Origin of the sequence: Amycolatopsis lexingtonensis, from assembly GCF_014873755.1 — a bacterium.
In the GTDB taxonomy this organism is placed as follows: Bacteria; Actinomycetota; Actinomycetes; order Mycobacteriales; family Pseudonocardiaceae; genus Amycolatopsis; species Amycolatopsis lexingtonensis.
On the sequence record NZ_JADBEG010000001.1, the window covers coordinates 5951810 to 5977315 of the forward strand.

Annotated in this window: 24 protein-coding genes; 10 read left to right on the top strand and 14 right to left on the bottom strand. The window is 72.0% G+C overall.

From position 1 onward, the window contains the following. The first annotated feature begins 7 nt into the window (after window positions 1-7). A complete protein-coding gene (locus tag H4696_RS26755) occupies window positions 8-1036 on the top strand; it encodes an LLM class flavin-dependent oxidoreductase (RefSeq protein WP_086865529.1) in 1029 nt (342 codons plus the stop codon). Here H4696_RS26755 and kstD read toward each other — a convergent pair. Continuing rightward, window positions 1033-2763: a 3-oxosteroid 1-dehydrogenase gene (gene kstD / locus H4696_RS26760; protein WP_192782557.1), complete on the bottom strand. Its 1731-nt coding sequence runs from the start codon at window positions 2761-2763 to the stop codon at window positions 1033-1035. The genes H4696_RS26755 and kstD overlap by 4 nt on opposite strands. A gap of 227 nt (window positions 2764-2990) precedes the next feature. Here kstD and H4696_RS26765 point away from each other — a divergent pair, with 227 nt between their 5' ends. Both H4696_RS26765 and H4696_RS26770 read left to right on the top strand, forming a co-directional pair. Continuing rightward, entirely contained in the window at window positions 2991-3695 is a 705-nt protein-coding gene (locus tag H4696_RS26765; protein WP_249027197.1) for an SDR family NAD(P)-dependent oxidoreductase, read from the top strand. Between the two features lie 273 nt (window positions 3696-3968). After that, entirely contained in the window at window positions 3969-4223 is a 255-nt protein-coding gene (locus H4696_RS26770) for a hypothetical protein (protein ID WP_086864267.1), read from the top strand. On the opposite strand, the gene H4696_RS26775 is transcribed toward H4696_RS26770, so the two are convergent. Next, complete coding sequence (locus H4696_RS26775) at window positions 4220-5503, bottom strand: 6-phospho-beta-glucosidase (RefSeq protein WP_086864266.1); 1284 nt, start codon at window positions 5501-5503, stop codon at window positions 4220-4222. The two genes, H4696_RS26770 and H4696_RS26775, sit on opposite strands and share 4 nt — an antisense overlap. Continuing rightward, window positions 5500-6246 carry a DeoR/GlpR family DNA-binding transcription regulator gene (locus tag H4696_RS26780; RefSeq protein ID WP_086864265.1) on the bottom strand — a complete coding sequence of 249 codons (747 nt, stop codon included), beginning with the start codon at window positions 6244-6246 and terminating at the stop codon, window positions 5500-5502. Before H4696_RS26780 ends, H4696_RS26775 begins: the two co-directional genes overlap by 4 nt. A 120-nt stretch (window positions 6247-6366) precedes the next feature. On the opposite strand from H4696_RS26780, the gene H4696_RS26785 reads away from it, so the two are divergent. Further along, complete coding sequence (locus tag H4696_RS26785) at window positions 6367-7392, top strand: PfkB family carbohydrate kinase (protein ID WP_086864264.1); 1026 nt, start codon at window positions 6367-6369, stop codon at window positions 7390-7392. Here H4696_RS26785 and H4696_RS26790 read toward each other — a convergent pair. Next, on the bottom strand, window positions 7389-7796 hold the full coding sequence (locus tag H4696_RS26790; protein ID WP_086864263.1) for a VOC family protein: 408 nt from the start codon (window positions 7794-7796) through the stop codon (window positions 7389-7391). The genes H4696_RS26785 and H4696_RS26790 overlap by 4 nt on opposite strands. A 10-nt stretch (window positions 7797-7806) precedes the next feature. Next, entirely contained in the window at window positions 7807-8376 is a 570-nt protein-coding gene (locus H4696_RS26795) for a CGNR zinc finger domain-containing protein (protein WP_086864262.1), read from the bottom strand. Window positions 8377-8479: 103 nt separating this feature from the next. On the opposite strand from H4696_RS26795, the gene H4696_RS26800 reads away from it, so the two are divergent. Continuing rightward, on the top strand, window positions 8480-9331 hold the full coding sequence (locus H4696_RS26800) for an alpha/beta fold hydrolase (protein WP_086864261.1): 852 nt from the start codon (window positions 8480-8482) through the stop codon (window positions 9329-9331). Here H4696_RS26800 and H4696_RS26805 read toward each other — a convergent pair. From H4696_RS26805 to H4696_RS26815, 3 genes are all read right to left on the bottom strand, one after another. Beyond that, a complete protein-coding gene (locus tag H4696_RS26805) occupies window positions 9328-10083 on the bottom strand; it encodes an SDR family NAD(P)-dependent oxidoreductase (RefSeq protein ID WP_086864260.1) in 756 nt (251 codons plus the stop codon). The two genes, H4696_RS26800 and H4696_RS26805, sit on opposite strands and share 4 nt — an antisense overlap. Before the next feature lie 68 nt (window positions 10084-10151). Continuing rightward, the gene (gene ribA, locus H4696_RS26810) at window positions 10152-10742 is read right to left on the bottom strand and encodes a GTP cyclohydrolase II RibA (RefSeq protein ID WP_086864259.1); all 591 of its coding nucleotides are present in this window, start codon (window positions 10740-10742) and stop codon (window positions 10152-10154) included. Beyond that, on the bottom strand, window positions 10739-12208 hold the full coding sequence (locus H4696_RS26815; RefSeq protein WP_086864258.1) for a PfkB family carbohydrate kinase: 1470 nt from the start codon (window positions 12206-12208) through the stop codon (window positions 10739-10741). The genes ribA and H4696_RS26815 overlap by 4 nt, the downstream gene beginning before the upstream one ends. A 333-nt stretch (window positions 12209-12541) precedes the next feature. On the opposite strand from H4696_RS26815, the gene H4696_RS26820 reads away from it, so the two are divergent. Next, window positions 12542-13702 carry an OmpA family protein gene (locus H4696_RS26820; protein ID WP_225955815.1) on the top strand — a complete coding sequence of 387 codons (1161 nt, stop codon included), beginning with the start codon at window positions 12542-12544 and terminating at the stop codon, window positions 13700-13702. A gap of 20 nt (window positions 13703-13722) precedes the next feature. Then, window positions 13723-14553, top strand: coding sequence for a hypothetical protein (locus H4696_RS26825; protein WP_192782558.1), 831 nt, complete (start codon window positions 13723-13725; stop codon window positions 14551-14553). 141 nt (window positions 14554-14694) lie between these two features. On the opposite strand, the gene H4696_RS26830 is transcribed toward H4696_RS26825, so the two are convergent. The 4 genes from H4696_RS26830 to H4696_RS26845 all read right to left on the bottom strand — a co-directional run bounded on the left by H4696_RS26830 (window position 14695) and on the right by H4696_RS26845 (window position 19067). Beyond that, complete coding sequence (locus H4696_RS26830) at window positions 14695-15510, bottom strand: SCO6745 family protein (protein WP_192782559.1); 816 nt, start codon at window positions 15508-15510, stop codon at window positions 14695-14697. Window positions 15511-15518: 8 nt separating this feature from the next. Next, a complete protein-coding gene (aspS, locus tag H4696_RS26835) occupies window positions 15519-16733 on the bottom strand; it encodes an aspartate--tRNA(Asn) ligase (protein WP_169734917.1) in 1215 nt (404 codons plus the stop codon). A gap of 300 nt (window positions 16734-17033) precedes the next feature. Next, the gene (locus H4696_RS26840; protein WP_086858300.1) at window positions 17034-18239 is read right to left on the bottom strand and encodes a cytochrome P450; all 1206 of its coding nucleotides are present in this window, start codon (window positions 18237-18239) and stop codon (window positions 17034-17036) included. Between the two features lie 99 nt (window positions 18240-18338). Then, window positions 18339-19067: an SDR family oxidoreductase gene (locus H4696_RS26845; protein ID WP_086858299.1), complete on the bottom strand. Its 729-nt coding sequence runs from the start codon at window positions 19065-19067 to the stop codon at window positions 18339-18341. Between the two features lie 174 nt (window positions 19068-19241). Here H4696_RS26845 and H4696_RS26850 point away from each other — a divergent pair, with 174 nt between their 5' ends. Beyond that, the gene (locus tag H4696_RS26850; protein ID WP_086858298.1) at window positions 19242-20816 is read left to right on the top strand and encodes a discoidin domain-containing protein; all 1575 of its coding nucleotides are present in this window, start codon (window positions 19242-19244) and stop codon (window positions 20814-20816) included. A 75-nt stretch (window positions 20817-20891) separates the two neighbouring features. Further along, the gene (locus H4696_RS26855; RefSeq protein WP_192782560.1) at window positions 20892-21521 is read left to right on the top strand and encodes an SAM-dependent methyltransferase; all 630 of its coding nucleotides are present in this window, start codon (window positions 20892-20894) and stop codon (window positions 21519-21521) included. A gap of 55 nt (window positions 21522-21576) precedes the next feature. Here H4696_RS26855 and H4696_RS26860 read toward each other — a convergent pair whose 3' ends face one another. Both H4696_RS26860 and H4696_RS26865 read right to left on the bottom strand, forming a co-directional pair. Next, complete coding sequence (locus H4696_RS26860) at window positions 21577-22593, bottom strand: S1 family peptidase (RefSeq protein WP_086858297.1); 1017 nt, start codon at window positions 22591-22593, stop codon at window positions 21577-21579. A 296-nt stretch (window positions 22594-22889) separates the two neighbouring features. Then, complete coding sequence (locus tag H4696_RS26865; protein WP_086858296.1) at window positions 22890-23186, bottom strand: GNAT family N-acetyltransferase; 297 nt, start codon at window positions 23184-23186, stop codon at window positions 22890-22892. A 166-nt stretch (window positions 23187-23352) separates the two neighbouring features. On the opposite strand from H4696_RS26865, the gene H4696_RS26870 reads away from it, so the two are divergent. Further along, window positions 23353-25506 (top strand): terpene synthase family protein, encoded by a 2154-nt coding sequence (locus tag H4696_RS26870; protein ID WP_192782561.1) that lies wholly within the window; start codon window positions 23353-23355, stop codon window positions 25504-25506.

The window sequence follows — 25506 nt, forward strand, 5'->3', positions numbered from 1 at the left end:
GCGTTGTATGAAACTCGGCATCTACAGCTTCGGCGACCGCGCGCCCGACCCGCGGACCGGCGCGCAGCCGTCCGTCGCGCAGACGCTGGCCAACACCCTCGAGCGGATCAAGCTCGCCGACGAACTGGGCCTCGGCTTCTACGGCCTCGGCGAGCACCACCTCGACCAGTACGCGATCTCGAACCCGGGCACCGTCCTGGCCGCCGCGGCGAGCGTCACCAACCAGATCACGCTCAGCTCCGCGGTCACCGTCCTGAGCACCGAGGACCCGGTCCGCCTCTACCAGCAGTTCACCACCCTCGACCAGCTCAGCCACGGCCGCGCCGAGCTGCTCGCCGGGCGCGGGTCGTTCACCGAATCCTTCCCGCTGTTCGGCAACGACCTCGGCGACTACGACGAGCTGTTCGAAGAAAAGCTCGCGCTGCTGCTGCACATCGACCGCGAAGACCCGCTGACCTGGTCGGGCAAGTTCCGCCCGCCGCTGGAGAACGCGCGGATCCTGCCGCGCCCCTACAACAGAAGGCTGCGCATCTCGGTCGGCACCGGCGGCAACCCCGAGTCGTCGATCCGCGCCGGGCTGCTCGGCCTGCCCGTGGTGTACGCCGTGATCGGCGGCCGTCCCGAGCGCTTCGCCCCGCTCGTCGACCTCTACCGCCAGGCCGGCGAGGCCGGGGACCACCAGCGCGAAGACCTGCACGTGACCATGGGCGCGATCGGCTTCCTCGCGCCGAATTCGCAGGACGCCAAGGAGACGTTCTACCCGTACTGGCTCGAGACGATGAAGTACGGCGCCCGCGCCCGCGGCTGGGCGGTCCCGACCCGCGCCGAGTACGACCAGTACACCGCCGGCGCCCAGGCGTTGTTCGTCGGCAGCCCGCAGGAGATCGCCGAGCGGCTGATCGAGGTCGGCAAGCTGACCGGCGCGGACCGCTACGCGATGCAGATGGACTGGTCCGGCGTCCCGCACACCGAGGTCATGAAGGCCATCGAGCTGCTCGGCACCGAGGTGCTTCCGTTGGTGGAAAAGGAGTTCTAGACGTCGTTCGCGGCGATGTAGCCGAACGTCATCGCCGGGCCGATGGTCGAGCCCGCGCCGGCGTAGCTGTGGCCCATCACCGCGGCGCTCGCGTTGCCGGCCGCGTACAGGCCGGGGATGACCGTGCCGTCCGGGCGCAGCACGCGCGCCCGGGCGTCGGTGCGCATGCCGCCCTTCGTGCCGAGGTCGCCGGGGACGATCCGCAACGCGTAGAACGGCGGCGCCCACAGCGGCGCGAGGCAGGAGTTGGGCAGCACCAGCGGGTCCGTGTAGTAGTGGTCGTACGCGCTCGCGCCGCGGTGGAAGTCACTGTCCACTCCGGACCGAGCCAGACTATTGAAGCGGTCCACAGTGGACTTCAGTGCGGCGGACGGCACGCCGATCTTCGCGCCGAGGTCCTGGATGGTCGAGGCCTTGAACACCGCACCGGCCGCGTACCAGGAATCCGGGAACGGCAGCAGCGGCAGGATGTCGCGGAACAGGTACTTGTTCCGGTAGTTCTGGTCGACGACGAGCCACGCGGGGATGTCCGGCGCGGTCGGGTTCTTGTCGTACATCGTGTGCACGACGTCGCTGTAGGGTGCGGCTTCGTTGACGAACCGCTGCCCGGCCTGGTTGACCAGCAGCCCGCCGGGCAGGGTGCGCTCGGCCAGGCAGAAGTACGGGTCGCCGGGCACCGGGATGGCCGGGCCCCACCACGCGTCCTCCATCAGGTCGAGCGCGGCGCCGGCGCGCTGCCCGGCCCGGATGCCGTCGCCGGTGTTCTCCTTCGCGCCGACCGTCCAATCGGTCCCGATCGGCTGGCGCTGGTACTGCGCGCGCATCCCGGCGTTGTGCTCGAACCCGCCCGAGCCGACGATCACGCCGCGGCGCGCCCGCACCAGCCCCTGCGGCACCAGAACCCCGGTGACCGCACCGTTTTCGATGTTCAGGTCGACGAGCGGGGTGTTCAGCCACACCGGGACGTTCGCCGCGAGCAGCCCGGCCCGCAGCCCGGCGGCGAGGGACTGCCCCATGGTGAGCGGCTTCTGCCCGGCGACCGCGGCGGCCGTGCCGCGGGCCAGGCAGGCGGCCGCGACCGCCGCGCCCTTGGCGTTGACCGCGGCGAGGTTGAGCCACTTGTAGTCCGCGCTGAACACGACCATCCCGGCGGGCGTGGCCAGGTAGGGCGGGTTGAGGTGCGCCAGCTCCGCGCCGAGGAGGTTGCCGTCGAACTGGTCCGGCTCGATCGAGCGGCCGTTCGGCAGGCCGCCGGGGAGCTCCGGGTAGTAGTCGCTGTAGCCGTCCATGAACCGGAACCGCAGCGGACTGTTCGCCAGGACAAAGGAAATCATCGCGGGACCGTTGCGCAGGAAGGCTTCCTGGCGGGCGGCCGGCACGTCCGGCCCGACGACGGCGGCGAGGTACTGCGCGGCTTTCGCCGGTGTGTCGGGTACTCCCGCGGCGAGCAGCACCGGGTTGTTCGGGATCCAGATCCCCGCGCCGGAGCGGGCCGCGGAGCCGCCGAACGTCGGTGCCTTCTCGACCACGACGACGCTCAGCCCGCGCTTGGCCGCCGTCAACGCGGCGGTCATGCCCGCCGCCCCGGACCCGACCACGACGACGTCGTACTCGCCCACCTGCGCCGCGCTCGCGGCGGACGGCGCGGCCAGCGCGGACGTCGCCGCGAGGCCCACGCCCGCCGCGGTGCCGCGCAGGATCTGGCGGCGGGTCAGGTCGGCATCCATGGCGCACTCCTCGCTCGCGGAACGGCGAAGGTCATCGTGTCGGCACCACCCCGAAACTGGAACAGGTTCTACCCGCTTGGAGCAGCCGTGGACGTCGGCGTTGCGCCGGTGGCCTCAACCCATGACGACATTCGCCGCACACCGGAGCGAAGTTGACGACATCCTCAACTTCCGACTAACTTGAGAGCAATCTCAAGTTATTCCACGAGGAGGTTCCCTTGCCCAAAGTGATCGCCGTCCTGGGCGTCGGCCCCGGGCTCGGCCTGTCGATCGCCCGCCGCTTCGGCCGCGAAGGCTTTACGACGGCGCTGGTTTCCCGCACCGCCACCCGGCACGACGCCTATCGCGAGGCCCTGACCGGGATCCCCGCGCACACCTATACCGCCGACGTCACCGACGAAACCCAGCTCCGCGACGTCCTCGCCCGGATCACCACGGACACCGGCGAAATCGACACGGTGTACTTCGGCCCGGCCGACGCGACCGGCGGCCCGGGCATCAAGCCGCTCACCGAAGCGGGCCCCGACGACCTGCGCACGCCGTTCGAGAACTTCATGCTCCCGGCCGCGAACCTAGTCAAAGCGGCACTGCCGCCGATGCTGACCCGCGGCTCGGGCGCCCTGCTCTTCGCCGGTGGTCTCAGCGGCAAGCACCCGATGCCGATGCTCGGCACCCTCGCCCCGGCGTCGGCGGCGCTGCGCATGTACGTCCTGACGCTGCACGCGGCCCTGCGCGAGAAAGGCGTCTACGCCGGCATCCTCACCATCGGCGGCCTCATCGAGCGCGGCGACATCCACCGCGTGTTCACGTCGCAGGACCACGGGTTCACCGCCGGAACGCTGAACCCGGACGACATCGCCGACGAGGCGTGGTCGTTGTACGTCGAGCGCGACACGGCGGAGGCGGAGTTCAACGCGATGGCCGCGGTCTAGTGAACGCACCAGCGGCCGCGCGGCTTTCACCATGCGGATGTACGGCGAGCACGGCGCCGTGCACCACATGGACGTCGTGTTCGAGCGGTCGCGTTCTGGCCGGAAGCGGACTTCGGCGCGACGACGCCGAAGTTCCGGCTCCCGTTCGGCAAGGCGAACGAGCGCGACCAGGCGCGGCCCCCGGACGCCCGCCGCCTGATCGATCTGGCCTGGCTGCACGCCCTGCACGCGCGGTCGAGCCTCGCGCGCGGCCGCGGCTGGCAGGCCGAGTACATGGTCGGCCGGGTCCGGGAGCACACGCTCGCCCTCGCCTGCCTGCGGCACGGCTTGCCCGCCGTCGAAGGGCGGGGGCTCGACCGGCTGCCCGCCGTCGTCACGCGGCCGTTCGAAGCCACCCTCGCCGGCGGTCTCGCCGACGTCGGCCGGGCCTTTCAGGCCGTCACCGAGCTGTTCGTCGGCGAGATCGAGCAGGTCGACGCGGACCTGGCGCGCCGCATCGGCCCGCTGCTGCGCGCCCTCGTTCCCTAAGCCAGGTAAGAAAGTTCCGGGTGCGCGGCGGCGTACGCGTCGAGCAGCCGCCGCGCCACCGAAACCGAGTCGATCAGCGGGTGCAGCGCGAACGCCCGCAGCGCCGCCTCGCGCGAACCCGTCGTCGCCGCTTCGATCGTCGCCCGCTCGACGGCCTTGATCGCGGTCACCAGGCCGAGTGCGTGGCCGGGCAGCGGCGAGACCGCGAGCGGGCGCGCCCCGTTCGCGTCGACGACGCACGGCACCTCGACGACCGCGTCCGGCGGCACGTCCGGCAACGCGGATCCGTTGCGCACGTTGAGGATCAGGTTCGTGCGTTCCCCGAAAGCGATAGCGCGCATCAGCGCCAGCGCGACGTTTTCGTATCCGCCGCCTTCGAGATCGTCACGCTCCCCCTCGCGCGTTTCGGCCATATACGTCGCTTCCCGCTCCAAGCGCGTGCGATCCCACGCCGCCAGCGAAGGTTCGGCGTAGAAATCCCGTTGCTGCTCCAGGAGAAGCGCACCCCGCGAGGCCGACGACGACGCCGCCTCCCGCGCGAAGTAGTAATAGTGCAGGTATTCGTTCGGCACGGCGCCCAAAGCACGCAGCCAGGAAGCGCCGAAGAGCTTCCCCTCCTCGAACGACTCCAGCGCCCCGGGGTCGGCGAGCAGCCGTGGCAGGACGTCTTCGCCGCCGACGCGGACCGCGCGCAGCCAGCCCAGGTGGTTGAGGCCTGCGTAGTCGAACCACGCCGTCGCCGGGTCGATGCCGAGCGCGCCTGCGACGCGGCGGCACAGTCCCACCGGCGAGTCGCAGATGCCGAGCACCCGGCCGCCGAGGTGCGCGGCCATCGCTTCGGTGACCATCCCGGCCGGGTTCGTGAAGTTGATGACCCACGCGCGGGGCGCCAGCTCGCCGATCAGCCGCGCCAGCTCGACCGCGACCGGGATCGTCCGCAGGCCGTACGCGATCCCGCCCGCGCCGACGGTTTCCTGGCCCAGCACGCCTTCCGCGTGCGCGAGCTGCTCGTCCAGCCGGCGCCCGCGCAGGCCGCCGACCCGGATGGCGGAGAACACGAAGTCCACATCGGACAGTGCGTCGGCGAGGTCCGTCGCCACGCGCACCCGCGGCGCGCCGGCCACCCCGGCGGCCTGTTCGGCGAGGACCCGTTCGATCGCGGCGAGCCGTCCGGCGTCGACGTCGTGCAGCACCAGGTCCGTGACGCCGCCGTCGCGCAGCAGCGCGCCGTGCACCAGCGGCACGCGGAACCCGCCACCGCCGAGGATGGCCAGCTTCACCGCAGCACCTCCACCCCGGCGCCGGCCAGCGCGGCGCAGGTCGGTTCGTCGGCCCCGGCGCTGGTGACGACGACGTCGAGCGCGTCCGGTCCGCAGACCTTCGCCAGCCCGGTCCCGGGGAACTTGCCTGCGTCGGCGAGCAGCACCACCCGGTCCGCCGCGGCCACCATCGCCCGCTTCAGCGGCACTTCGACGACCGTCGAGTCCATCACGTGGCCGTCGCCGCGGACCCCGCTCGCGCCGAGGAAAACAGTGCCGGCGCGCACCTGGCGCAGCGCGTCCTCGGTCAGGAACCCCACCATCGAGTGCTGCCCGCGCCGGACGACGCCGCCGAGCAGGACGAGTTCGACGTCGGCGGCGTCCTTCAGCTCTTCGTAGACGGCGAGGCTGCTGGTGATCACCGTCAGCGCGCGGTCGCGCAGGTGCCGCGCCAGCCGGTGCGCGGTGGTGCCGACGTCGAGGAGCACGGTGTCGCCGTCGGCGACGAGCGCGGCCGCGCGCCGGGCCACGGCTTCCTTTTCGTCGGCGTGCTCGGCCACGGGCGCGAACGGCTCGCCGTCGCCGGCCGCCGCCATGGCGCCGCCGTGGACCCGGGTCAGCCGGCCTTCGCGGTCGAGCCGCACCAGATCCCGGCGCACGGTGGCCTGGCTGACGCCGAGCCGCTCGGCCAGCACGCCGACCGGCGCCGGCCCCTCCGCGCGGAGGGCCCGCAGGATCAGCTCGTGGCGACGCTGGGGCAGCATCCGGCGACCATAGCAGTCAACATTGCTCAGTTTCCGGTCAAGAATGCGCAGATCTTGCGGATCCTGCGTGGTTGACGCACTCTCGTGCGCACAGTTGCGCGACTTTTCGTGGAGGCGCCCGTGCCGGTTGAGCCTGTACCCGAAACCGATGTCTTCCTGTCCGGCCCGCTGTTCTTCGACCTGGTGTTCACCGGGCTCGAACAACCGCCGGCGCCGGGCCAGGAGGTGTGGACGGGCGGCATGGGCTCCGGGCCGGGCGGGATCGCGAACTTCGCCGTCGCGCTGAGCCGCCTCGGCCTGCGGACGTCGCTGGCGGCCGCGTTCGGCACCGACGTCTACGGGCGCTACTGCTGGGACGTCCTTTCGCGGCAGGAGCACATCGACCTGTCCCGCTCGCGGCGGTTCCCGGAGTGGCACTCCCCCGTCACGGTCTCCCTCGCCTACGCCGGCGACCGCGCGATGATCACCCACGGCCACGCGCCGCCCGTCCCGGTCGCGGAGCTGGCCGGCTCGCCGCCGCGGAGCCGCGCGACGGTCGCGCACATCGGCCTCGACACCGCGGAGTGGGTCCACACCGCGCACCAGGCCGGCAGCCTGGTCTTCGCCGACGTCGGCTGGGACCCGTCCGAGGCCTGGTCGGCCGCGTTGCTCGACCAGCTCGGGTGCTGCCACGCGTTCCTGCCGAACGACGTCGAAGCGATGGCCTACACCCGCACGGACACCCCGGAAGCGGCGCTGGCGAAGCTCGCGGACCTGGTCCCGGTCGCGGTGATCACCCGCGGCGGCGACGGGGTGCTGGCGGTCGACGGCACGACGGGCGAAACGGCGGCCGTCTCGGCCCTGCCGGTCGACGTCCTCGACGCGACGGGCGCGGGCGACGTCTTCGGGGCGGGCTTCCTCGCCGCGACGCTGACCGGCTGGCCGCTCGCGGAGCGCCTCCGCTTCGCGTGCTTGACGGCGAGCTTGTCGGTCCAGCACTTCGGCGGCGCGCTCGCCGCCCCCGGCTGGCACGAGATCGCCGAGTGGCACGCGCGCACCCGCCGCCCGGACTACGGGTTCCTGGACGAAGTCCTGCCGTCGGAGACGGTGGCGGGCATCCGCCGCGGCCCGGTCACGCTCGGGTTCGGCGACGACAGCTGGCGCTAGCGGCGGGACGAGATCTGCTGGACCGCCCAGGAATTGCCGTCCGGGTCGGCGAAGAAGACGAAGCCCACGTTGTCCAGGTCAGCCTTGCCGTCCCACGGGCCCGCGCCGACGACCTGGATGTCACCCACGTCGACCCCGCGTTCCCGCAGTTCCGCGTGCGCCTTCGGCAGGTCCTTGACCACGAGTTGCAGGCCCTTCATCGACCCCGGCGGCATGTCCGGCACCGCGCCTTTGCCGATCACCACCGAGCAGCCCGAGCCCGGCGGGGTCAGCTGGACGATCCGCACGCCCGGGGCGGGCGCGACGTCGTGGTCGAGGGTGAACCCGAGCTGATCGGCGTAGAAGGCCTTGGCGCGGTCGATGTCGGACACCGGGACCACGACCACTTCGAGCGTCCATTCCATGGGCGCGACGCTACTCGGCCGAAGCCCCGCGCTGCTCGACCACGAGCCGCTGGTGCCGGGCCGCGCGGACCCGGTCGCCGCAGGTCGTGGAGCACCAGCGGCGGCGGGCGTGCTCGCGGAAGAAGAAGCGGACGCAGCCGTGCGCTTCGCACGGGCGGACCAGCCGGCCGAGGTCGCCGCCGACGACGTCGATCGCGTCGCGGGCCAGTGCCGCCACGGCCTCGTCGAGGGTGCCCGGCCGGGTGCTGCGCCATTCGCGCAGCGGGCCGCCCCGCCAGACGAGCTGGGGCGCGGCGGCGTCGGCGCGAGCGGCCGCGTTCACCGCCGACACGGCGGCGGCGTCGGGTTCGCGGTCGTCCACCAGCGCGGCCAGCAGTTCGCGGACGGCACCGCGCAGTTCGCTCAGCCGGGCCACGCCGGCCGGGTTCAGCGCCGCCGCCGGCAGGTCGTGCCGGCGCAGCCAGGCGGCGGCGCCGTGCGGTTCGGCGAGGTCGTCGACGTCGCCGCCCGGGCTCAACCGCCGGGTGTTGACCAGCGCCAGCGCGGGCGAGCGGTCCTCGCCGGGTGCCGCAGTGACCACGTCCGCCTCCCGAGTTCGGCTGCCCAGTTTTCCCTGGCTCGTTGACAGCCTACCTGTCTCATGGATAAATAAGAAAATAACCATGAGACACAAGGAGGATCCGATGGTCGCCGTGCACCACCGCCACGCCACCGTCGCCGGGCACCGGCTCTTCTACCGGGAGGCCGGGCCCGCGGACGCGCCCACGATCGTGCTGCTCCACGGGTTCCCGACGAGCTCGCACATGTTCCGGCACCTCATCCCGGCGCTGGCCGACCGCTACCACGTCGTCGCGCCCGACTACCTGGGCGCGGGCGCGTCCGACGCCCCGCCGGTGACGGAGTTCGCCTACACCTTCGACGCGCTCGCCGACCTCACGCTCGGCCTGCTCGACGAGATCGGCCTGACCCACTTCGCGCTCTACATCCAGGACTTCGGCTCGCCGGTCGGCCTGCGCATCGCGACCGCCAACCCGGACCGGGTGACGGCGATCGTCACGCAGAACGGCAACGCCTACGTCGAAGGGCTGGGCGCCGGGCTGCCGCAGAAGCTCGCCGCCGGCACGCTGACCGAGGACGACCTGCGGGCCATGGTCACCCTCGAAGCCACCAAGGCGCAGTACCTCGACGGCGTGCCCGACCCGTCACTGGTCAGCCCGGACGTCTGGATCCACGACCAGGCCCTGCTCGACCGGCCCGGCGCCGCGGCGATCCAGCAGGCGCTGCTCGCCGGCTACCACCACAACATCGGCCTGTACCCGAAGTTCCACGAGTACTTCCGGACCAGCCAGGTCCCGCTGCTCGCCGTCTGGGGCGCCAACGACGAGATCTTCGTCGCCGACGGCGCCCGCGCCTACGCCCGCGACCTGCCCGACGCCGAGATCCACCTCCTCGATTCGGGGCACTTCGCGCTGGAGACGCACCTCGACGCCATCGCCGGGTACATCCGCGGGTTCCTCGGGCGGGTAGTGGGTTAGTCGACCAGCGCCCCGGCGCTGACGTTGACCGTGGCCGCCGTCATCGTGCGGGCCCGGTCGGACGCGACGAACGCCGCCACCGCCCCGACGTCGGCGAGGGTCGCCGCGCGGCCGAGCATCGTCTTGCCCACGATGTTCTTCTCGATCGCGTCGCGGCCGGGAAAACCGGCCGGGAGCACTTCGGGGATGCCGCCCGTCCGCAGCGTCACCGTCCGGATCCCGTGCGGCCCCAGCTCGGCGGCGAGCTGGCGGCGCATCGCCTCGAGCGCGTGGAAGGCCACCTGCAGCCCGCCGACGGGGTACTCGCGCACGGGATCCGCGTCGCCCCCGAACAGCAGGATGGCGCCGGACCGCTGCCCGATCATGTGCCGCGCCGCCGCGCGCGCGGTCAGGAACTGGGTGCGCACGGCGGTCACCACCGGCCGTTCGTAGTCCGCGAGCGCCATCTCGGCCAGCGGCTTGCCCTGGACGTCGCCGTGCGAGATCAGGTTGAACGACACGTGCAGCCCACCCCGCGCGGCGACGGCGTCGGCGTGCTCGTCGACGGCCCGCTCGTCGAGCGCGTCGACCTCCGCGGTCTCGGCCGCGCCGCCGTCGGCCCGGATCCGCGCGGCGACTTCCTCCAGCCGCGCCCGGGTCCGCCCGGCGAGGAAGACGGTGGCGCCTTCCCCGGCGAAAGCGGCGGCGACGGCCGAGCCGATCCGGCCGCCGGCGCCGTAGACGATGGCGTTCTTGCCTGCGAGCAGGGTCATGAGTCCTCCCTTGTCCGGGTGTGGTCACCCGTGCGTCGAACGGGAGGACCCGGAATCGACAGGGAGGCTCAGGCGGGGCGCGGCAGGATCGCGTGCCCGTGCACTTCCTTGGCCGCGAGGTACCGCACCGTCTCGCCGCTCGGGTCCGGCTGCACCAGCTGGCGCATCTCCGCCTTGATGCCCGCCGCCTCGAGCGCCGAGATCTTCGCCGGGTTGTTGGTCAGCAGCTGCACCGACTTGAGCTCGAGCTGCGCGAGCAGGGCCGCGGCGTCCCCGTAGGACCGGCTGTCCGCCTTGTACCCGAGTGCCGCGTAGCTCGCGAAGGTGTCCAGGCCCTTCTTCTGCGACAGCTCGTACCCCTCCGCTTTCGCGAACAAGCCGGCGCCACGGCCCTCCTGGTCGAGGTAGACCAGCACGCCCGAGCCGTGCTTCCGGATGATGCGGAGGGATTCCTGCAGCTGCCAGCGGCAGTCGCAGTTCGTGGACTCGAAGATTTCGCCGTAGAGGCACCGGGAGTGGATGCGGACGGGGCACCCGTCCACGGGCTCGCCGTAGACCGCCGCGCTCGGCGGGTTCATCCATTCGGGCCCGCCGTCGAGGACGATCGCGCGGAACGCCCCCTCCGCACCCTCCAGCTGGTGCACCACTGCTCCGGTCACGGGGTCTCCAGGGTCTGGTCGGTCTCGAGGGTGCGCTCGACCTCCTCGAGACCCGGCATCGAGTCGGCGATCTCGTCGAGAGTCGGGTTCGTCGCCATCGCCGCGATCGCCCAGTGCAGGGCTTCCTCGCGGCTCCGGCCGGCACCCTCTTGAATGAGTTTTTGGATGAGCGCCGCGGAAAAAGCTTCGCGGACGCCTGGTGCGTCGTCGAGCGGGACCGGCGGGCCCTCGATGTCGCGGGAGATCACGCTCGAGCGGATCCTACAACCAAAATTCTCGACGACACAGACCGCGCCCACTCCCAGCGCGAGCAGTGACCGGGCCAGGTCGTCGAGTGATTGTGGACTGTCCGGATCGGACAGCAGCCGGCGCAGCTCGCTTTCGCGGCCGACGAGGTAGTCGACCCCGCGCAGGAGCCGGTAGAGCTGCTGCGGAGCGGAGCGGGGTGGCGAAGCCTGCAGCAGCACCAGGGGTTTCCGCGCCTGCGTGGCCGCGGCCGACAGCGCCCACTTGATCGTGTCCATCGGCGGTTCGAGGGTGACCAGCACGGCGTCCGCCTCGGCCATCGCGTCCCGGACGCGCGGCGCGCGAAGGTCCTCTCTGGACAGCGAGACCTCGTCCTTGTTCATCCAGCCGAGGTACCGGGTCTCGCCGGTCTGGCTGACGAGCACCAGCGCCCGCGGGTTGGCGACGCCGGGGGTTTCCTTGACCAGCGCGGTCGACAGGCCTTCCTTGCGCATGAACTGCAGCAGGTCCTGGGCCTGGGAGTCGCCGCCGATCGCGGTGACGAGCCGCGCGTCGAGACCGAGGCGCCGCCCGGCCACCGCGAGGAGAAGGCCCTTGCCGCCCGGGTGCACGTCGAAGGACTGCGCCTGGACGGCCTCGCCGACCTCGGGCAGCTCGTCCGAAACCACGACGTGGTCGGTCACCGCGCTGCCGACCACCACGACGGCACCCACGCTGTCGCCGGCGGGCTCGGCCACCACGGGCTCGACGTCGTGGACGCAGCGTTCGGCCAGCACGCCCAGCGTCCGGGTCTCGATGGAGCCGCGGAGGCTCCGGACCGTCGGCGGCGGGTACTCGCTCGAGACGCCGACCAGCGCGTGCAGGGCCTCCCACCCCTCGGCCAGCGCGCGGCGGCGCTCGCCCAGGTCGTCGGCGTACAGGCGGTCGATCTCGGGGCGCTCGCCCACGCGCGCGCGGAGTACACCGAGCGCCAGCGCGGCGTCCGCGATCAGGAGGTCGGCCGGGTCGAGCGCGGCGGCGGCGGAAGTCACGACGTGGACGATCGCTTCGCCTTCGGACTCGCCGGTCTCGCGGGCGCGGCGGCGGACGGCGGGCAGCTCGGCGAGCAGGCGGACGTCGACCTCGGTCGCGTCGAGGCGCTCGACAGTGAGCCCGCTGCGCGTCCTCAGCTTGAGGAAGACGCTCCGGACGCCCTCGACGGTGGCGTCGTATCTCGCCATCGCCTCAGCCTACCCCTCGGATGTCACTTGCCCTTCTCCGCATGGCACTTGCGCGCCGCGGTCCCACCACTCGTCGCAGCGGAGCCGCGAAGTTGCTCCATTCGGCCCGTTTGGGTCCGGCGTTCAGCGCTCTCTGATCGATCAAAGGGCGTCGACCAGGGATCGCTTCTTGATGTCATCGCATTGTCAATTGACATCGTTACAGGGCAAATGACAACCTGAGATTGCTTCATCGACCGTCGGGAGGTCGTCATGCAGCTCAAGAACACCCCGCTCAGCCTGCGGAAGGCGACACCGCGACCAGCGCGTGTCACTCGGTCGGCATTTGCCGGGATGCTGGCACTGGGCGCCGTCATGGGCGGCTGCGCGGTGCCCGCGCGGAACGTCGTCCCCGCCGGCGGGGACCGGGTCGTCGTGGTCGTCAGCGGGACGGCGAACGAGCCGCGGGCCGCCGTCACCGATGCCGTGCTCGCCGTGCTGCGCGACGCCGCGAACAGCGGGAACGTCTCGCAGCAGGGCTCGGGCAAGAGCAGCGTCGTGCTGATCTCGGCCGCGGACGGCGGGGACCGGCGCTCAGTCGTGCTCACCCCGCGGCGGGCCGACGGTTCCCTGGAACACGGCCTTTCCCGGCCGTCGCTGATCGACCGCAACGTGGCGAGCGCGGTCGACGCCATCGGTGCCACGGTGGCGCACAAGAGCGGGCTCGACCTGCTCGCCGGCATCGCCGACGCCGTCCGCGGGGTGCCCGCCGGGACGCTGGTCGTGGACAGCAGCGGCCTGAGCACCGGCGGGGCGTTCGACCTCCGGCAGGTCGGCTGGGCGGCGGACCCGGCGGCCGTCGCCGGGCAGCTGAGCGCGGCCCGGCAATTGCCGCGGCTGGACGGCTGGCACGTCGTCTTCGCCGGGCTCGGGTCGGTCGCCGGCCCGCAGCCGCCGCTGCCGGCGCCGGCGCGCGACCGGCTGGCCGCGTACTGGCAGGCGATCTGCCGGGCGGCCGGTGCGGCCGCCTGCGACGTCGACCAGAGCCGGGTGCCGGCCGAGCCGTCGCGGGCCACCGCGGCGACGCCGGTCGTGCCCGTGCCGGGGGTGACGTCGGTGATCGGCCCGCGGGGCGAGGTCACCACCACGGTTTCGGACGCCGCGCTCGGCTTCGCCGGGAACTCCGCGGTGCTCTCCGAATCCGCCCGCGACTTGCTGCGGTCGCTGGCGGGCAGCATCACGGCCGGCCGTTCGAGCGCGCCGGTCACCGTCCGCGGCTTCGCGGCCGACCCCCCGGGGTCGACCGACGCGGGGCGGCGGGAACTGGCGGAACAACGAGCGCGTGCCGTCGCCGGCGCGCTCACCGGGGCCGGCGTGACCCAGCGGGTCGACGCCACCGGCACCGGCACCGAACCCGGGGTCACCGCGGTGACCGGCGGGCGGTTCGACGAAGCGGCGGCGGCCCGGATGAGGCGGGTGGAGATCACGTACCAGGGCCCCGGCCCGAGCACGTAGACCGACCAGGAGGCACGGCCATGACCAGCACCGACCAGACGAGAAACCTGCCACTCCCCCAGCCGCGGCCCCGCGCCGAGACGCCGGCGGGCGACCTGCTCCTCGCCCGTGTGCAGGAGCTGACCTACCGAGCCGCCCGCGCGATGGACGGCCACGTGGTGGGCCCGCACGGCCAGAACCTGACCGTCGGCGAGGCGCAGGCCCGCGCCGAGCTGATCGACCGGCTCATCGAGCTCGAGCAGCTGCGCGGCAGCCTGCGACACCGCCGCGTCGGCCGCGTAACGCGGGTGCTGACGCTGCTCACGGTGACGGTGGTCGACCTGCCGATCATGTTGTGGCTGGCCAGTTCCGTGTTCAACGTCGACTGGAGCGACCCGCTCGGCCTGCCGCTGGCGATCAGCATCGTGATCTCGGTGCTGGCCACCGGCGGCGCGGCGACGGCGCTGCACCACCTCGGCCACAACCAGCGCCAGCACAAGAACGCCAAGCGGCAGCTGGACTGGCCGAAGCTGTCGGTGGGTTCGAAGCTCAGCCTGGTCACGGTGGGGCTGCTGGTCGGGCTGATGGGCGTGGTGATGTTCGTCCGGGTGTACACGGAGGGCGTGCTGTCCGGGATGAACGACCTCGCCGTGCTGATGGCGGTGCTGGTCGCGCTGGTGATGGTGGTGTCGGCGACCTTGGTGTTCTGGACGGCCTTCCGCGACGGCTCGCTGGAGCAGGACGACCTGCGCCACTACAGCGACAGCGTCCGGCCGTTCCTGGCGGCGAAGCGCGAGTACGAGGACCAAGCGCACGAGCTGAGCTGCCAGTACGACCTCCTGCGCCGCCAGGCGGGCCGCGCGGAGGAATGACCTCGGGGGAACCCGGGGACCCGGGCCGGCGGGAAAGGGGCTGCCCGCCGGCCCGGGTGACGACGAGACGCGGTGTCTTGAATGACTCATTCAGGTCTTCGGAGGTCCTGAATGAGTCATTCAAGACGTGCGGCGCGAGCGTCAGGGGCGGGGCACGCCCATCGGGTTCGGCACCGGCACCACCCCGCTGTCGATCACCGCCCGGCTCAGCGGGACCGCCAGCTCCAGCGCCCGCTCGAGATCCGCTCCCAGCGCGTCCACCGGCGCGGCCGCCAGCCGATCGGTGTCGGCCTCGATTCCCCGCCGCAGCTCCCGCCCCGCCTCCGTCAGCCGCCCCTCCCCATCGAGAACTCCCCGATCCCGCAACCGATCCACCGCCGCGTCCCACTCCTCGTCCGACCACCCGCGGTGCGGCTGGACGTCCGCGCGGCCGATCACCCCGTCGCCGATGTGGGTCAACGTCGTCTCCAGCCCGCTCAAGCCCGCGTGGACCGCCGCCAGGACGTGGCCGTCGCCGCGGTGCTCGCGCAGGATCGTCGTCGCCAGCCACAGCGCCGCCGCCGGGTTCGCGGGCTTCGGGACCGCCGCCCACGCCGCCGCCAGCGGGCGCCCGCCGAAGTCGCACGCCTCGACCGCGCGCCACAGCAGCGCTGCCAGTTCCGGAGCCGGGGGCACCGCCGCCGAGACCGCCTCGAGCCGCGACTCCACGACGTCCGCGGGCGAGGCGAACGACCACGCGTCCGGCAGCGCCCGCGCCACCATCGCGGGCGCGAAGCCGAACAGCACCGACGCCGCCGGCCCGGGGCCGATCGGGCCCAGCGGCGCCAGGCGGCCCGCGAAGTAGCCCATCCAGTACCCGCGCAGGCCCGCCGCCTTGGCCGCCGCCGCGGTCTCGGGCGCGAAGTAGACGACGGCGTGCAACGGTTCCACGGCCGCCCAGAGCCGGCGTGCGGTCATGCTTCTCCTCACGGGGTCAGCCGGTGCAGGTCGCGCGGGAACAGCGTGACCTCCCGGACGTTCGCGGCGCCGAACAGCCGCGCGGTCCAGCGTTCCAGACCGATCGCGAACCCGCCGTGGGGCGGCATGCCGTGCGCGAACGCCCGCAGGTAGTCCGCGTACCGCGGCGCGTCGTCCCCGAGCACCGCGAGGTAGTCGGCGTGCCGGTGCAGGCGCTGGCCGCCGGTCACCAGTTCCAGGCCGCGGAAGAGCAGGTCGAAGCTGTTCGAGTAGCCGGGCCGCGCCGGGTCCGGGTGCGTGTAGAACGGCCGCTTCGCCAGCGGGTAGCCGGTGACGAACAGAAACTCCGAGCCGTGCTCCCGCAGCGCCCACGCCGAGAGCGCGCGCTCGTGCGCCGGCGCGAGGTCCGGTTCGTCGGCCGGCACGCCGAGGAACTCCAGCGCCTCGGCGAAGTGGATCTCCGGGATTTCGGCCGGGACGGCGATGTGCTCGCCCGCCATCCCCGCGAGCACCTCCCGCAGCACCGCCATGACGTCGCGGTGGTCGGAGATGAAGCCCAGCTCGACGTCGAGGCTGGTGTACTGCGCGAGGTGCCGGGCGGTGTCGTGCGGTTCGGCGCGGAACACCGGCCCGACCTCGTACACCCGCTCGAACACCCCCACGAGCGCCTGCTTGAAGAACTGCGGCGACTGCGCGAGGTAGGCGGGACGCCCGAAGTAGTCGATGCCGAAGACGTTCGCGCCGGATTCCGTCGCCGACGCCACGATCTTGGGCGTGTGCACCTCGGTGAACCCCAGCGAGTCCAATGTGGACCGGAAGCCGCGCACCGATTCCGCCGCCGCGGCGAAACGCGCTTTCAGCGCCGGGTGCCGCAACGCGACCGGCGCGTGGTCGAGGATCGTCGGCAGCGAAGCGGTGACCGCGGGCCGGTAGAGGTCGAACGGCGGCGGCTGCCCGGCTTCCCCCAGCGTGCGGAGCTCCGGCGAGGTCAGCTCGACGCCGCCGGGCGCGCGCGGGTTCGCCGTGACGGTGGCGTGCACCTCCACCACGGTTTCCTCCGGCGGCGCGGCACCCCGCAGCACGACCTGCGCGGTCCCGGAGCGGTCCCGGACCACGACGAACGTGACGGACTTCAGCCGTCGCCGCCGGTGCACCCACCCGGCCACGCGGACGCGGGCACCGACGTGCCGCGGCAGTTCGGCGGTCAAAACGCGAGAACTCATCACCCTCCCAACGCGGAACCCCTCGGGAGCGCGGGCGAGCAGGGAAACTCGCGGTGCCACCGCACTTTCACCGCCGGAAAGCGGCCTCGTCGTGGCCCGGTGACGGGGGCCGGCCGGCGGGGCATGGGGCGCGCGGGCGCCGTTCCTCCCCGCACTCCGGAGGGTCTTCACCACCGGGCACGGGACCGCCTTCCCAGCTGCCGGCGGCTCTCTTGACCCGTGCGCTCCCGGGGCTACTCGGCTCCATCAGCGCGTTGCCGGACACGGTAACCCGCCCGCCGGAAAGCCGCCCCCGATTTTTCAGCCCCAGGCCACCGGCAGCTCCCGGACCCCGTACACCAGCGTGTTGTGCTTGAACGCCAACGACTCCCGCGGTACCGCCAGCCGCAGATCGGGCACCCGGCGGAACAACCGCGTCAACGCTTCCTGCAGCTCGACCCGCGCGAGCTGCTGGCCGATGCACTGGTGCGCGCCGAACCCGAAGGCGACGTGCGTGCGCGGCGACTCGCGGTCGAAGTCGAGCTTGTCCCCACCCGGGAACAGCTCCTCGTCGCGGTTCGCCGAGTTCAACGCGGCGACCAGCCACTCCCCCGCCTTCACCGAACGCCCGCCGACCTCGACGTCCGCGGTCGCGTACCGCAGCACGCCGAACTGCACGACCGACAGGTACCGCAGCAGTTCCTCGACCGCCCGCTCCGGCCGGGCGAGCACGACGTCCCGCTGCGCCGGCTGCTCCATCAGGACCAGCGCGCTGAGCGCGATCATGTTCGCCGTCGTCTCGTGCCCCGCCACCAGCAGGCTGAGCCCGAGCACGACCAGCTCCTCCATCGACAGCGGGTCACCGGACGACTCGCCGCGGGAAATCAGCCTGCTGAACAGATCATCCTGCGGATTCCGCCGCTTGTCGGTGAACAGTTCGGCCAGGAAGGTGGAAAGCTCGTCGTACGCCTGCTTCCCCTCCTCGGGGGTGGCGTCGGTGCTGACCAGCAAGCCGCTCTGCCGCTGGAACCGCGACCGGTCCTCGTACGGCACGCCGAGCAGCTCGCAGATCACCAGCGACGGGATCGGCAACGCGAAGTCCGCCACCAGGTCCGCCTGCCCCGGCTTCGCGAGCATCGCGTCGAGGTGGCTCTCCACCAGCTCCTGGACGTAGCCGCGCATCGCCTCCACGCGCCGCACGGTGAACTCCGCGATCACCTTCTTGCGCAGCCGGGAGTGCTCGGCGCCGTCGAGCTGGATGATCGAGCCCGGGCTGACCTCCTCGTCGAGGTCGGCGTCCGGGTGGACGTGCACCGAAGACGCGCCGCGGGAGCTCAGCGCGCGATCGGCGAGCACCGCGCGGACGTCCTGGTAGCGCGTCACCAGCCAGGCGTCCATGCCCGCCGGGCAGCGGACCTGCGACACCGGCTCGGTTTCCCGCAGCTCGGCGTAGCTCCCGGGCGGGTCGAACGGGCATCCGGCCGGTCGCGTCGTCGGGAGGGCCGGGGTTGCGGATGCTGCCGTCACGGCGGATCACACCTCTCTGCCGGTGGACTGGTCTCCCTTCCACCATGGAGAGAACCGGCGCCCCCGTGGGACTTCCGGCCGGCTTGCGACCCGGATGGCCTAGCGGGCCCCGTACGCGCCGCCGTTCACGTGCACGACCTGCCCGGTGACGTGCCCGGCGCCCGGGGCGGCCAGGAACACCACCGTTTCCGCGACCTCGTCCGGCGTGCCGGCCCGCTTGTCGAAGGCGACGGAGACCCGTGCGTTCACCCATTCTTCGGAAACCGTGCCGTGGAAGAACTCCGTGTCGAGGGTGACACCGGGCGCCACGACGTTGGCCGAGCCGGCCGCGCCGAGTTGCCGCGCGAGGTCGGTGTTCCACGCCTCGATCGCGGCCTTCGCCGCGCCGTACGAGCCGGAGCCCTGCTTCGCCGCGATGGAGCCGAGGGTCACCACGCGCACGTTGTCCGCGAAGCGCGGCTTCAACGCGGCCGTCACGAGGACCGCGGAGACGACGTTGGCCTCGAAGTTCGCGCGCCACGCGTCGGCCAGGCCGGCCAGGTCGCCGGGCGCGGGGGCCTCGCGGACGCGGTCGGTGTTGCCGCCGGCGTTGTTGACCAGGACGTCGACGCGCCCGGGCAGCTCGGCCAGCGCCGCCCGCACGGCCGCCGGGTCGCTCGCGTCGAAGGCCACCGCCCGCGCGCCGATCCGCTCGGCCGCGGCCTCGAGCACGTCCTTGCGGCGCCCGGTGACGGTCACCCGCTCGCCCGCCGCCGCGAAGCGGGCGGCGATAGCCAGCCCGATGCCGGTGCCGCCGCCGGTGACCACGATTTCCCGCTGTTCGCTCATGCCGCCATCTTCACCGAAGAAAGCGCTTACTCACCACCGGGTTCCCGCCGACCGGGACACCGGCCCGCATTCGTCAGGAAAGTTTACGAAGTGGGGTTGACGGGCCGCGCCCGCCCGGCGAACCTGGGAGCCACGCCGCAGTCATCGTCCGCCCAGTCCCCTTCCGGAGGCAGCATGACCCGGCGCGCGCTCGTGCTCGTCGTGACCCTGTTCCTCGCCCTGGCCACCGCGCTCACCGCCGGTGGCACGGCGAACGCGGCCACCACGCAACCGACCTTCCTCACCTTCTACGGCTGGTGGGACAACACGCCACCCGGCGGCGACATCTCCTACCCGCGGATCCACGACACCGCGGGCGGCAAGGGCAGCTACGCCGACCCGATCACCTTCGCCACCAGCAGCGACGAACTCAAGCCCGGCACCAAGGTCTGGGTGCCGCGGGTGAAGAAGTACTTCATCATGGAGGACGGCTGCGACGAGTGTTCCGACGACTGGAACGGCCAGGGCCCCAACGGCGGACCCGGCCTGCGCCACATCGACCTCTGGCTCGGCGGCAAGGGCGGCAGCGCCTTCGACGCGATCGACTGCGAGGACGCGCTCACGCACTACAACGCCGACAACACGCCGGTCATGGAGCCAGTGGTCGTCGACCCGCCGTCGAACGAGCCGTACGACGCGACGCCGATCTTCAACACCAGCACCGGTGAATGCTGGGGCGGCGCGCAGCCGAACACCACGGTCGGCCAGTACCGCAACAACTCCACCGGCACCTGCCTCGAAGCCCCGGGCAGCGGCACGACGCTGAAAGTGGCCGCCTGCACCGGCGGCGACTCGCAGCGCTTCACCTTCCACGGCGCTTTCCTGGTGATCAACGACAAGTGCGCGGGCATCTCCGGCAGCTCGATCGTGCTGCAGACGTGCACCGGCGGCCCGGCCCAGCAGTGGTCGATCAACCCGGACGGCACGATCTCGGACATCCAGTCGAGCACGAAGTGCTTCCGCGCCTCGGGCACGACGCTCACCGCGGGCAGCTGCTCCGGGACGCAGGCGCGGTGGACGTTCACCGCGGCCGGCGGCACCTCGGGCCTGAGCGTGACGCCGTCGTCGGTGTCGGTCGCGCCGGGCGCTTCGGCGACGGCCACCGTCACGGCCACGGACGCGGTCTCGCTGTCCGCGAGCGGCGCGCCCGCCGGGGTCACCGTGTCCTTCGCGCCCGCGTCGGTGCCGGCCGGCGGGACCTCGACCGTCACGGTCGCCGCCGCCACGACGGCGAGCCCGGGTTCGGCGACGGTCACGATCACCGGCGGCGGAAAGACCGCTTCCCTGGGCGTCACGGTCACGGGTGGCACGGAAACCCTGCTCTCCCAAGGCAAAACGGCGGCGGCGTCGTCAACGGAGTCGTCGTCCTACCCGGCGAGCGCGGCCTTCGACGGCAACCTGACCGGCACGCGCTGGGCGTCCAAGGAAGGCACGGCGAGCGAGTGGCTGCGCGTCGACCTCGGCGCCACGAAGGCGATCACGCACGTCAAGCTGAGCTGGGAAGCCGCGTACGCCAAGGCGTACCGCGTCGAGACCTCCGCCGACGGCGCCACCTGGACGACGATCTACAGCACCACGACCGGCAACGGCGCCACCGACGACCTCACCGGCCTGACCGGCAGCGGCCGCTACGTGCGGATGGACGGCGTCACGCGCGGCACGTCGTACGGCTACTCGCTGTACGAGATGCAGGTGTACGGCCCGGCCTGAGTTGCCGGATCGGCAACACGATTTGCCTCTTCGGTGACGTCGTCCGCATGCTGGGGACGTCACCGAGGAGGACCCATGCCCCACGCACACGACCAGCCGATGATCGTCGAGAACATGCTCAAGCAGGAGTTCTGGGAGTCGATGTACCAGCGCGACGAGCACCGGATCTGGAGCGGGAACGTCAACGCCAACCTCAGCTCGGAGGTCGACGGGCTGAAACCCGGGCACGCCCTCGACCTCGGCTGCGGCGAAGGCGGCGACGCGATCTGGCTGGCCAAGCGCGGCTGGACGGTCGACGGCGCCGACATCTCGACCGTCGCGCTCGCCCGCGCCGAAGAAGCGGCCAAGGAGGCGGGGGTGAGCGTCCGCTGGCTGCACCGCGACATCCTGAAGTGGCAGCCCGAAGAGCAGTACGACCTGATTTCGGCGCAGTACATGCACCTGCCGCCGGCGCTGCGCCGCGACGTCTTCACGGCGGCCGCGGCGGCGATCCGGCCGGGCGGGACGCTGCTGGTGGTCGGGCACTCGCCGAAGGCCATGCGCGAGTTCGACGGCCAGAAGCCGCCGGAGGAGCTGTACTTCGAGCCGGAGGAGATCACGACGTTCCTCGGCGACCCGTGGCAGTGGGTCGTCGAGACGTGCGAGACGCGCGGCGAGGGGCACCACACCGACGCCGTCTACCGCGCGAAGCGGCTGGAGGCATGAGAAAAGCCCCCTTTCACCTGCCCTCGACGCGGGTGAAAGGGGGCTTTTCCGGCTATCAGGCGAGCTCGAGGCCGTAAGCCTGCAGCTCCAGGGTGAGCGGGTAGAAGTAGCTGGTCACGGTGTCGCCGCCGGACAGCGTGCCGAGGCCCTTCTCACCGTCGTACGCCGGGCCACCGGAGTCGCCGTGGTCGGTGTGCGCGGTGGTGCCGAACTCGTGATTGAGCACGCCGACGTCGAAGTTGACCGACTCGTCGACCGAGGTGACCTCGCCGCTGCCGCCACCGGTGGTCGAGCCCTGCTTCTGGATCTGCTCACCGACGGTCGGCTCGGCCGCGCTGGTGATCTGCTGGCCGGTGTTGATCTCGCCAGGGCCGGTCCCGTTCGGCCGGGTCAGCAGGCCGGAGTCGGCGCCCGGGCAGTCGCTCTCGACGACCTCGGCCCCGGAGACGTCCCCGCCGGACCAGGTGCCACCGAGGTTGGTGCAGTGCCCGGCGGTGAGCAGGAACGGCTCCCCGCCGCGCGTCACGTTGAAGCCGAGCGAGCAGCGGCCCTGGCTGTTCTGGATGGCGTCGCCGTCCTGGATGTGCAGCTCGAGCTTGCCGGTCCGGTGCTCGACGCGGACGCTGTCGCCGTACTTCGCGGCGGCCGCGCTGACCTTGTCGGCGGTTTCCTTGCTGGCCGCGTCGTAGACCTTCACCACGACCTGGTTGGTCTTGGTGTCGATGCCCCACGCGGTCTGCGGCACGTTCTTCACCGCGTCCAGCTGGTTCTTGACACCGGTGAGCGCGGCGAAGGTGTGCTTGACCTTCTTCGCGCTGAGCCCGGCGGCCTGCACCTTCTGCAACGCGGCGTCGTCGACGACGTTCACGACGGCCTTGCCGTTCTCCAGGTAGACACCACCGGAGGCGGCGCCCAGCGACTGCGCGACCTGGGTGGCGCTGGTGATGGCGTGGGCCTGCATTTCGGAGAAGGCCAGTGGGGACGCGGTGGCCGCCGACGCGCACACGCCGCTCGTCAGCGCCGCTGCCGACAAGACGGCGAAGGTCTTGAGAGCGGTCTTCCGGGGAGTCATCAACTTCCTCCAGTTTGCCGGTTCGAAGCCTGCGCCGGTCACTTTCGTTGCCGAGCAACCAACGCAACACCGACGAAGGTTGGTTAATAACCAATAGAACCGGACATACCTCTCCTTCTGGACCCGTACGGCCCAGTGCCACTCACGCTTTCGGCCCAGCGGACGGCGCTCGTGTGCCGTGAACGCAAAGACCTCCGGCGACGGCGCCGATCGCCGCTGGTGGCGTCTTGAATGAGTCATTCAGGTCTTCGGAGGTCCTGAATGACTCATTCAAGACCTCGCCGCACCCCCGGCACTCACCCCTTCGGCCACCGAACGTGGTCCTCGTACCCCGGGTGCTTCCGCAGGTACCCCGCGATGAACGGGCAAACCGGCACGATCGTCCGCCCCGCCGCGACGACGTCGTCCAGCGCGCCCGCCGCCAGCGCCTTCCCCAGCCCCTGCCCGGCGAACGCGTCGTCGATCTCCGTGTGCGTGAACACCGTCAGCTCGCCCCGCCGGTCGTAGAACGCCATCCCGGCCAGCTTCTCGCCCACCCACACCTCGTACCGGTTCTCGTCCGGGTTGTCGGTCACTCGGGTCTCGTCGGTCATCAGGTTCTCCTCGCTCGGGTACGTCCCCCATCGTGCGATGCCCGTCCGGCGGGAGCCGACCGGGTCGTGATGGGCGCTGGGCCGGCCGGGGGACGCGGCCGTCCCGTTCGTGTGCAACCCGGCCGGCGGCCTTGGCGGGCACCCGCGTTTTCGGTTGCCTCACAGGGTGCCTGAGCAGCCGTTCGTCCTCCCCGAGTTCTACCTCCCGCACCCCGCCCGGCTGAACCCGCACCTCGAAGGCGCGCGCGTGCACAGCAAAGCGTGGGCCACCGGGTTCGACATGATCGACGTGCCGCAGCACGGCACCGTGATCTGGACCGAGCACGACCTCGATTCCCACGACTACGCCCTGCTCTGCGCCTACACCCACCCGGACGCCGGCGCCGAAGAGCTCGACCTGATCACCGACTGGTACGTCTGGGTCTTCTACTTCGACGACCACTTCCTCGAGCTCTACAAGCGCACCGGCGACATCGAAAGCGCGCGCACGTATCTCGGCCGGCTCGAGCTCTTCATGCCCGCCGAAGGCGAAATCACCGCGGAGCCGGAAAACCCCGTCGAGCGCGGGCTCGCCGATCTGTGGGCCCGGACCGTGCCCCACCGGTCGGCCGGCTGGCGGAAGCGGTTCATCGCGAGCACGAAGGCGTTGCTGGACGAGTCGCTGTGGGAGCTCGCCAACATCAACGAGGGCCGGCTGGCCAACCCGATCGAGTACGTCGAGATGCGGCGGAAGGTCGGCGGCGCGCCGTGGTCGGCGAACCTGATCGAGCACTCGGTGCACGCCGAGGTACCCGATGAGATCGCCGCGTCGCGGCCGATGGAAGTCCTGCGAGACTGCTTCGCCGACAGCGTCCACCTGCGCAACGATATCTTCTCCTACCAGCGTGAGGTGCAGGACGAGGGCGAGCTGTCCAACGGCGTGCTCGTCTTCGAGCGGTTCCTCGGCCTCCCCACCCAGCGGGCGGCCGACGCGGTCAACGACCTGATCACCTCGCGGCTGCACCAGTTCGAGCACACCGCGCTCACCGAGGTGCCCGCCCTGTTCGACGAGCACGGTGTCGACCCGGCCGCCCGCGCCGCGACGTTCGCCTACGTCAAGGGCCTGCAGGACTGGCAGGCCGGCGGGCACGAGTGGCACCTGCGCTCCAGCCGGTACATGAACGACGGAGGCCCGGAGCCGGGCACCGCGACCGGACTCGGGACGTCCGCGGCGCGCGTCTTCACGTCGGTGCTCGCGACCACGCCGCAGCGGCTGCGGTCCTACTCGCACACCCCGTTCGGCGAGGTTTCGACGCCGCGGCCGTCGTTCGAGGTGCCGTTCCCGCTGCGGCTCAGCCCGCACCTGGAGTCCTGCCGCCGCCGCAACGTCGACTGGGCGCGGCGGACGGGCTTCCTCGACGGCGTCGTCTGGGACGAGCGGAAGCTGCGCGCCGCGGACCTGCCGCTGTGCGCGGCGGGCATCCACCCGGACGCGACGGCGGAAGAACTGGACGTCACCAGCGACTGGCTCACCTGGGGCACGTACGCCGACGACTACTACCCGGCGGTGTTCGGCCCGGCCCGCGACCTCGCGGCGGCGAAGGCGGCCAACCTGCGCCTGTCGGCGTGCATGCCGCTGGACGGCTCACCGGCGCCCGCTCCGCTGAACGCGCTGGAGGCGGGACTGGCCGACCTGTGGGCGCGCACGGCACCGGCCGACCGGCTCCCGGTGCGGCGCGCGGTCGACACGATGACGTCGAGCTGGCTCTGGGAGCTGGCGAACCAGGCGCAGAACCGCGTCCCGGACCCGATCGACTACATCGAGATGCGGCGCCGGACCTTCGGCACGGACCTCACGACAGCCCTCGCGCGCCGGGGCGCCGTACCGGCCGGGCTGGCCGGGTCCCGGCCGGTGCGGACGCTGGAAAACAGCGCCGGCGACTACGCCGCCCTGCTGAACGACCTGTACTCCTACCGGAAGGAGATCCGGTTCGAGGGCGAGCTGCACAACTGCGTCCTGGTGGTCCGGAACTTCCTGGACTGCCCCGAGGACCGCGCGTTCGCCGTGGTCGGCGACCTCGCACGGGCACGGCTCGCCGAGTTCCGCCACGCGACGGACGTCGAACTGCCCGTGCTGCTCGCCGGCCGCGGGCTCGCCCCGGACGCCCTCGACGGGTACGTCGAGCGCCTCCGGAACTGGATGACCGGGATCGCGCACTGGCACGAGAGCGTCAGCCGGTACACCGACACCGAACTCGGCCGCCACCCCCGGCTCGGGCAGCCGACCGGGCTCGGGACCTCGGCGCTGCGGATCTCGTCCCTGCTGCCCGCGGGCGGCTGA

Bases quoted from the DNA above. Each gene is read 5' to 3' on its own strand.
- H4696_RS26800 (WP_086864261.1), top strand. From the start codon at position 8,480: ATGGTCGCCGTGCACCACCGCCACGCCACCGTCGCCGGGCACCGGCTC.
- H4696_RS26860 (WP_086858297.1), bottom strand. From the start codon at position 22,593: ATGACTCCCCGGAAGACCGCTCTCAAGACCTTCGCCGTCTTGTCGGCA.
- H4696_RS26790 (WP_086864263.1), bottom strand. From the start codon at position 7,796: ATGGAATGGACGCTCGAAGTGGTCGTGGTCCCGGTGTCCGACATCGAC.
- kstD (WP_192782557.1), bottom strand. From the start codon at position 2,763: ATGGATGCCGACCTGACCCGCCGCCAGATCCTGCGCGGCACCGCGGCG.
- H4696_RS26865 (WP_086858296.1), bottom strand. From the start codon at position 23,186: ATGACCGACGAGACCCGAGTGACCGACAACCCGGACGAGAACCGGTAC.
- H4696_RS26755 (WP_086865529.1), top strand. From the start codon at position 8: ATGAAACTCGGCATCTACAGCTTCGGCGACCGCGCGCCCGACCCGCGG.
- H4696_RS26820 (WP_225955815.1), top strand. From the start codon at position 12,542: ATGCTGGCACTGGGCGCCGTCATGGGCGGCTGCGCGGTGCCCGCGCGG.
- H4696_RS26815 (WP_086864258.1), bottom strand. From the start codon at position 12,208: ATGGCGAGATACGACGCCACCGTCGAGGGCGTCCGGAGCGTCTTCCTC.
- H4696_RS26850 (WP_086858298.1), top strand. From the start codon at position 19,242: ATGACCCGGCGCGCGCTCGTGCTCGTCGTGACCCTGTTCCTCGCCCTG.
- H4696_RS26845 (WP_086858299.1), bottom strand. From the start codon at position 19,067: ATGAGCGAACAGCGGGAAATCGTGGTCACCGGCGGCGGCACCGGCATC.
- H4696_RS26780 (WP_086864265.1), bottom strand. From the start codon at position 6,246: ATGCTGCCCCAGCGTCGCCACGAGCTGATCCTGCGGGCCCTCCGCGCG.
- H4696_RS26770 (WP_086864267.1), top strand. From the start codon at position 3,969: ATGGTCGGCCGGGTCCGGGAGCACACGCTCGCCCTCGCCTGCCTGCGG.
- H4696_RS26825 (WP_192782558.1), top strand. From the start codon at position 13,723: ATGACCAGCACCGACCAGACGAGAAACCTGCCACTCCCCCAGCCGCGG.
- H4696_RS26830 (WP_192782559.1), bottom strand. From the start codon at position 15,510: ATGACCGCACGCCGGCTCTGGGCGGCCGTGGAACCGTTGCACGCCGTC.
- aspS (WP_169734917.1), bottom strand. From the start codon at position 16,733: ATGAGTTCTCGCGTTTTGACCGCCGAACTGCCGCGGCACGTCGGTGCC.
- H4696_RS26855 (WP_192782560.1), top strand. From the start codon at position 20,892: ATGCCCCACGCACACGACCAGCCGATGATCGTCGAGAACATGCTCAAG.
- H4696_RS26805 (WP_086864260.1), bottom strand. From the start codon at position 10,083: ATGACCCTGCTCGCAGGCAAGAACGCCATCGTCTACGGCGCCGGCGGC.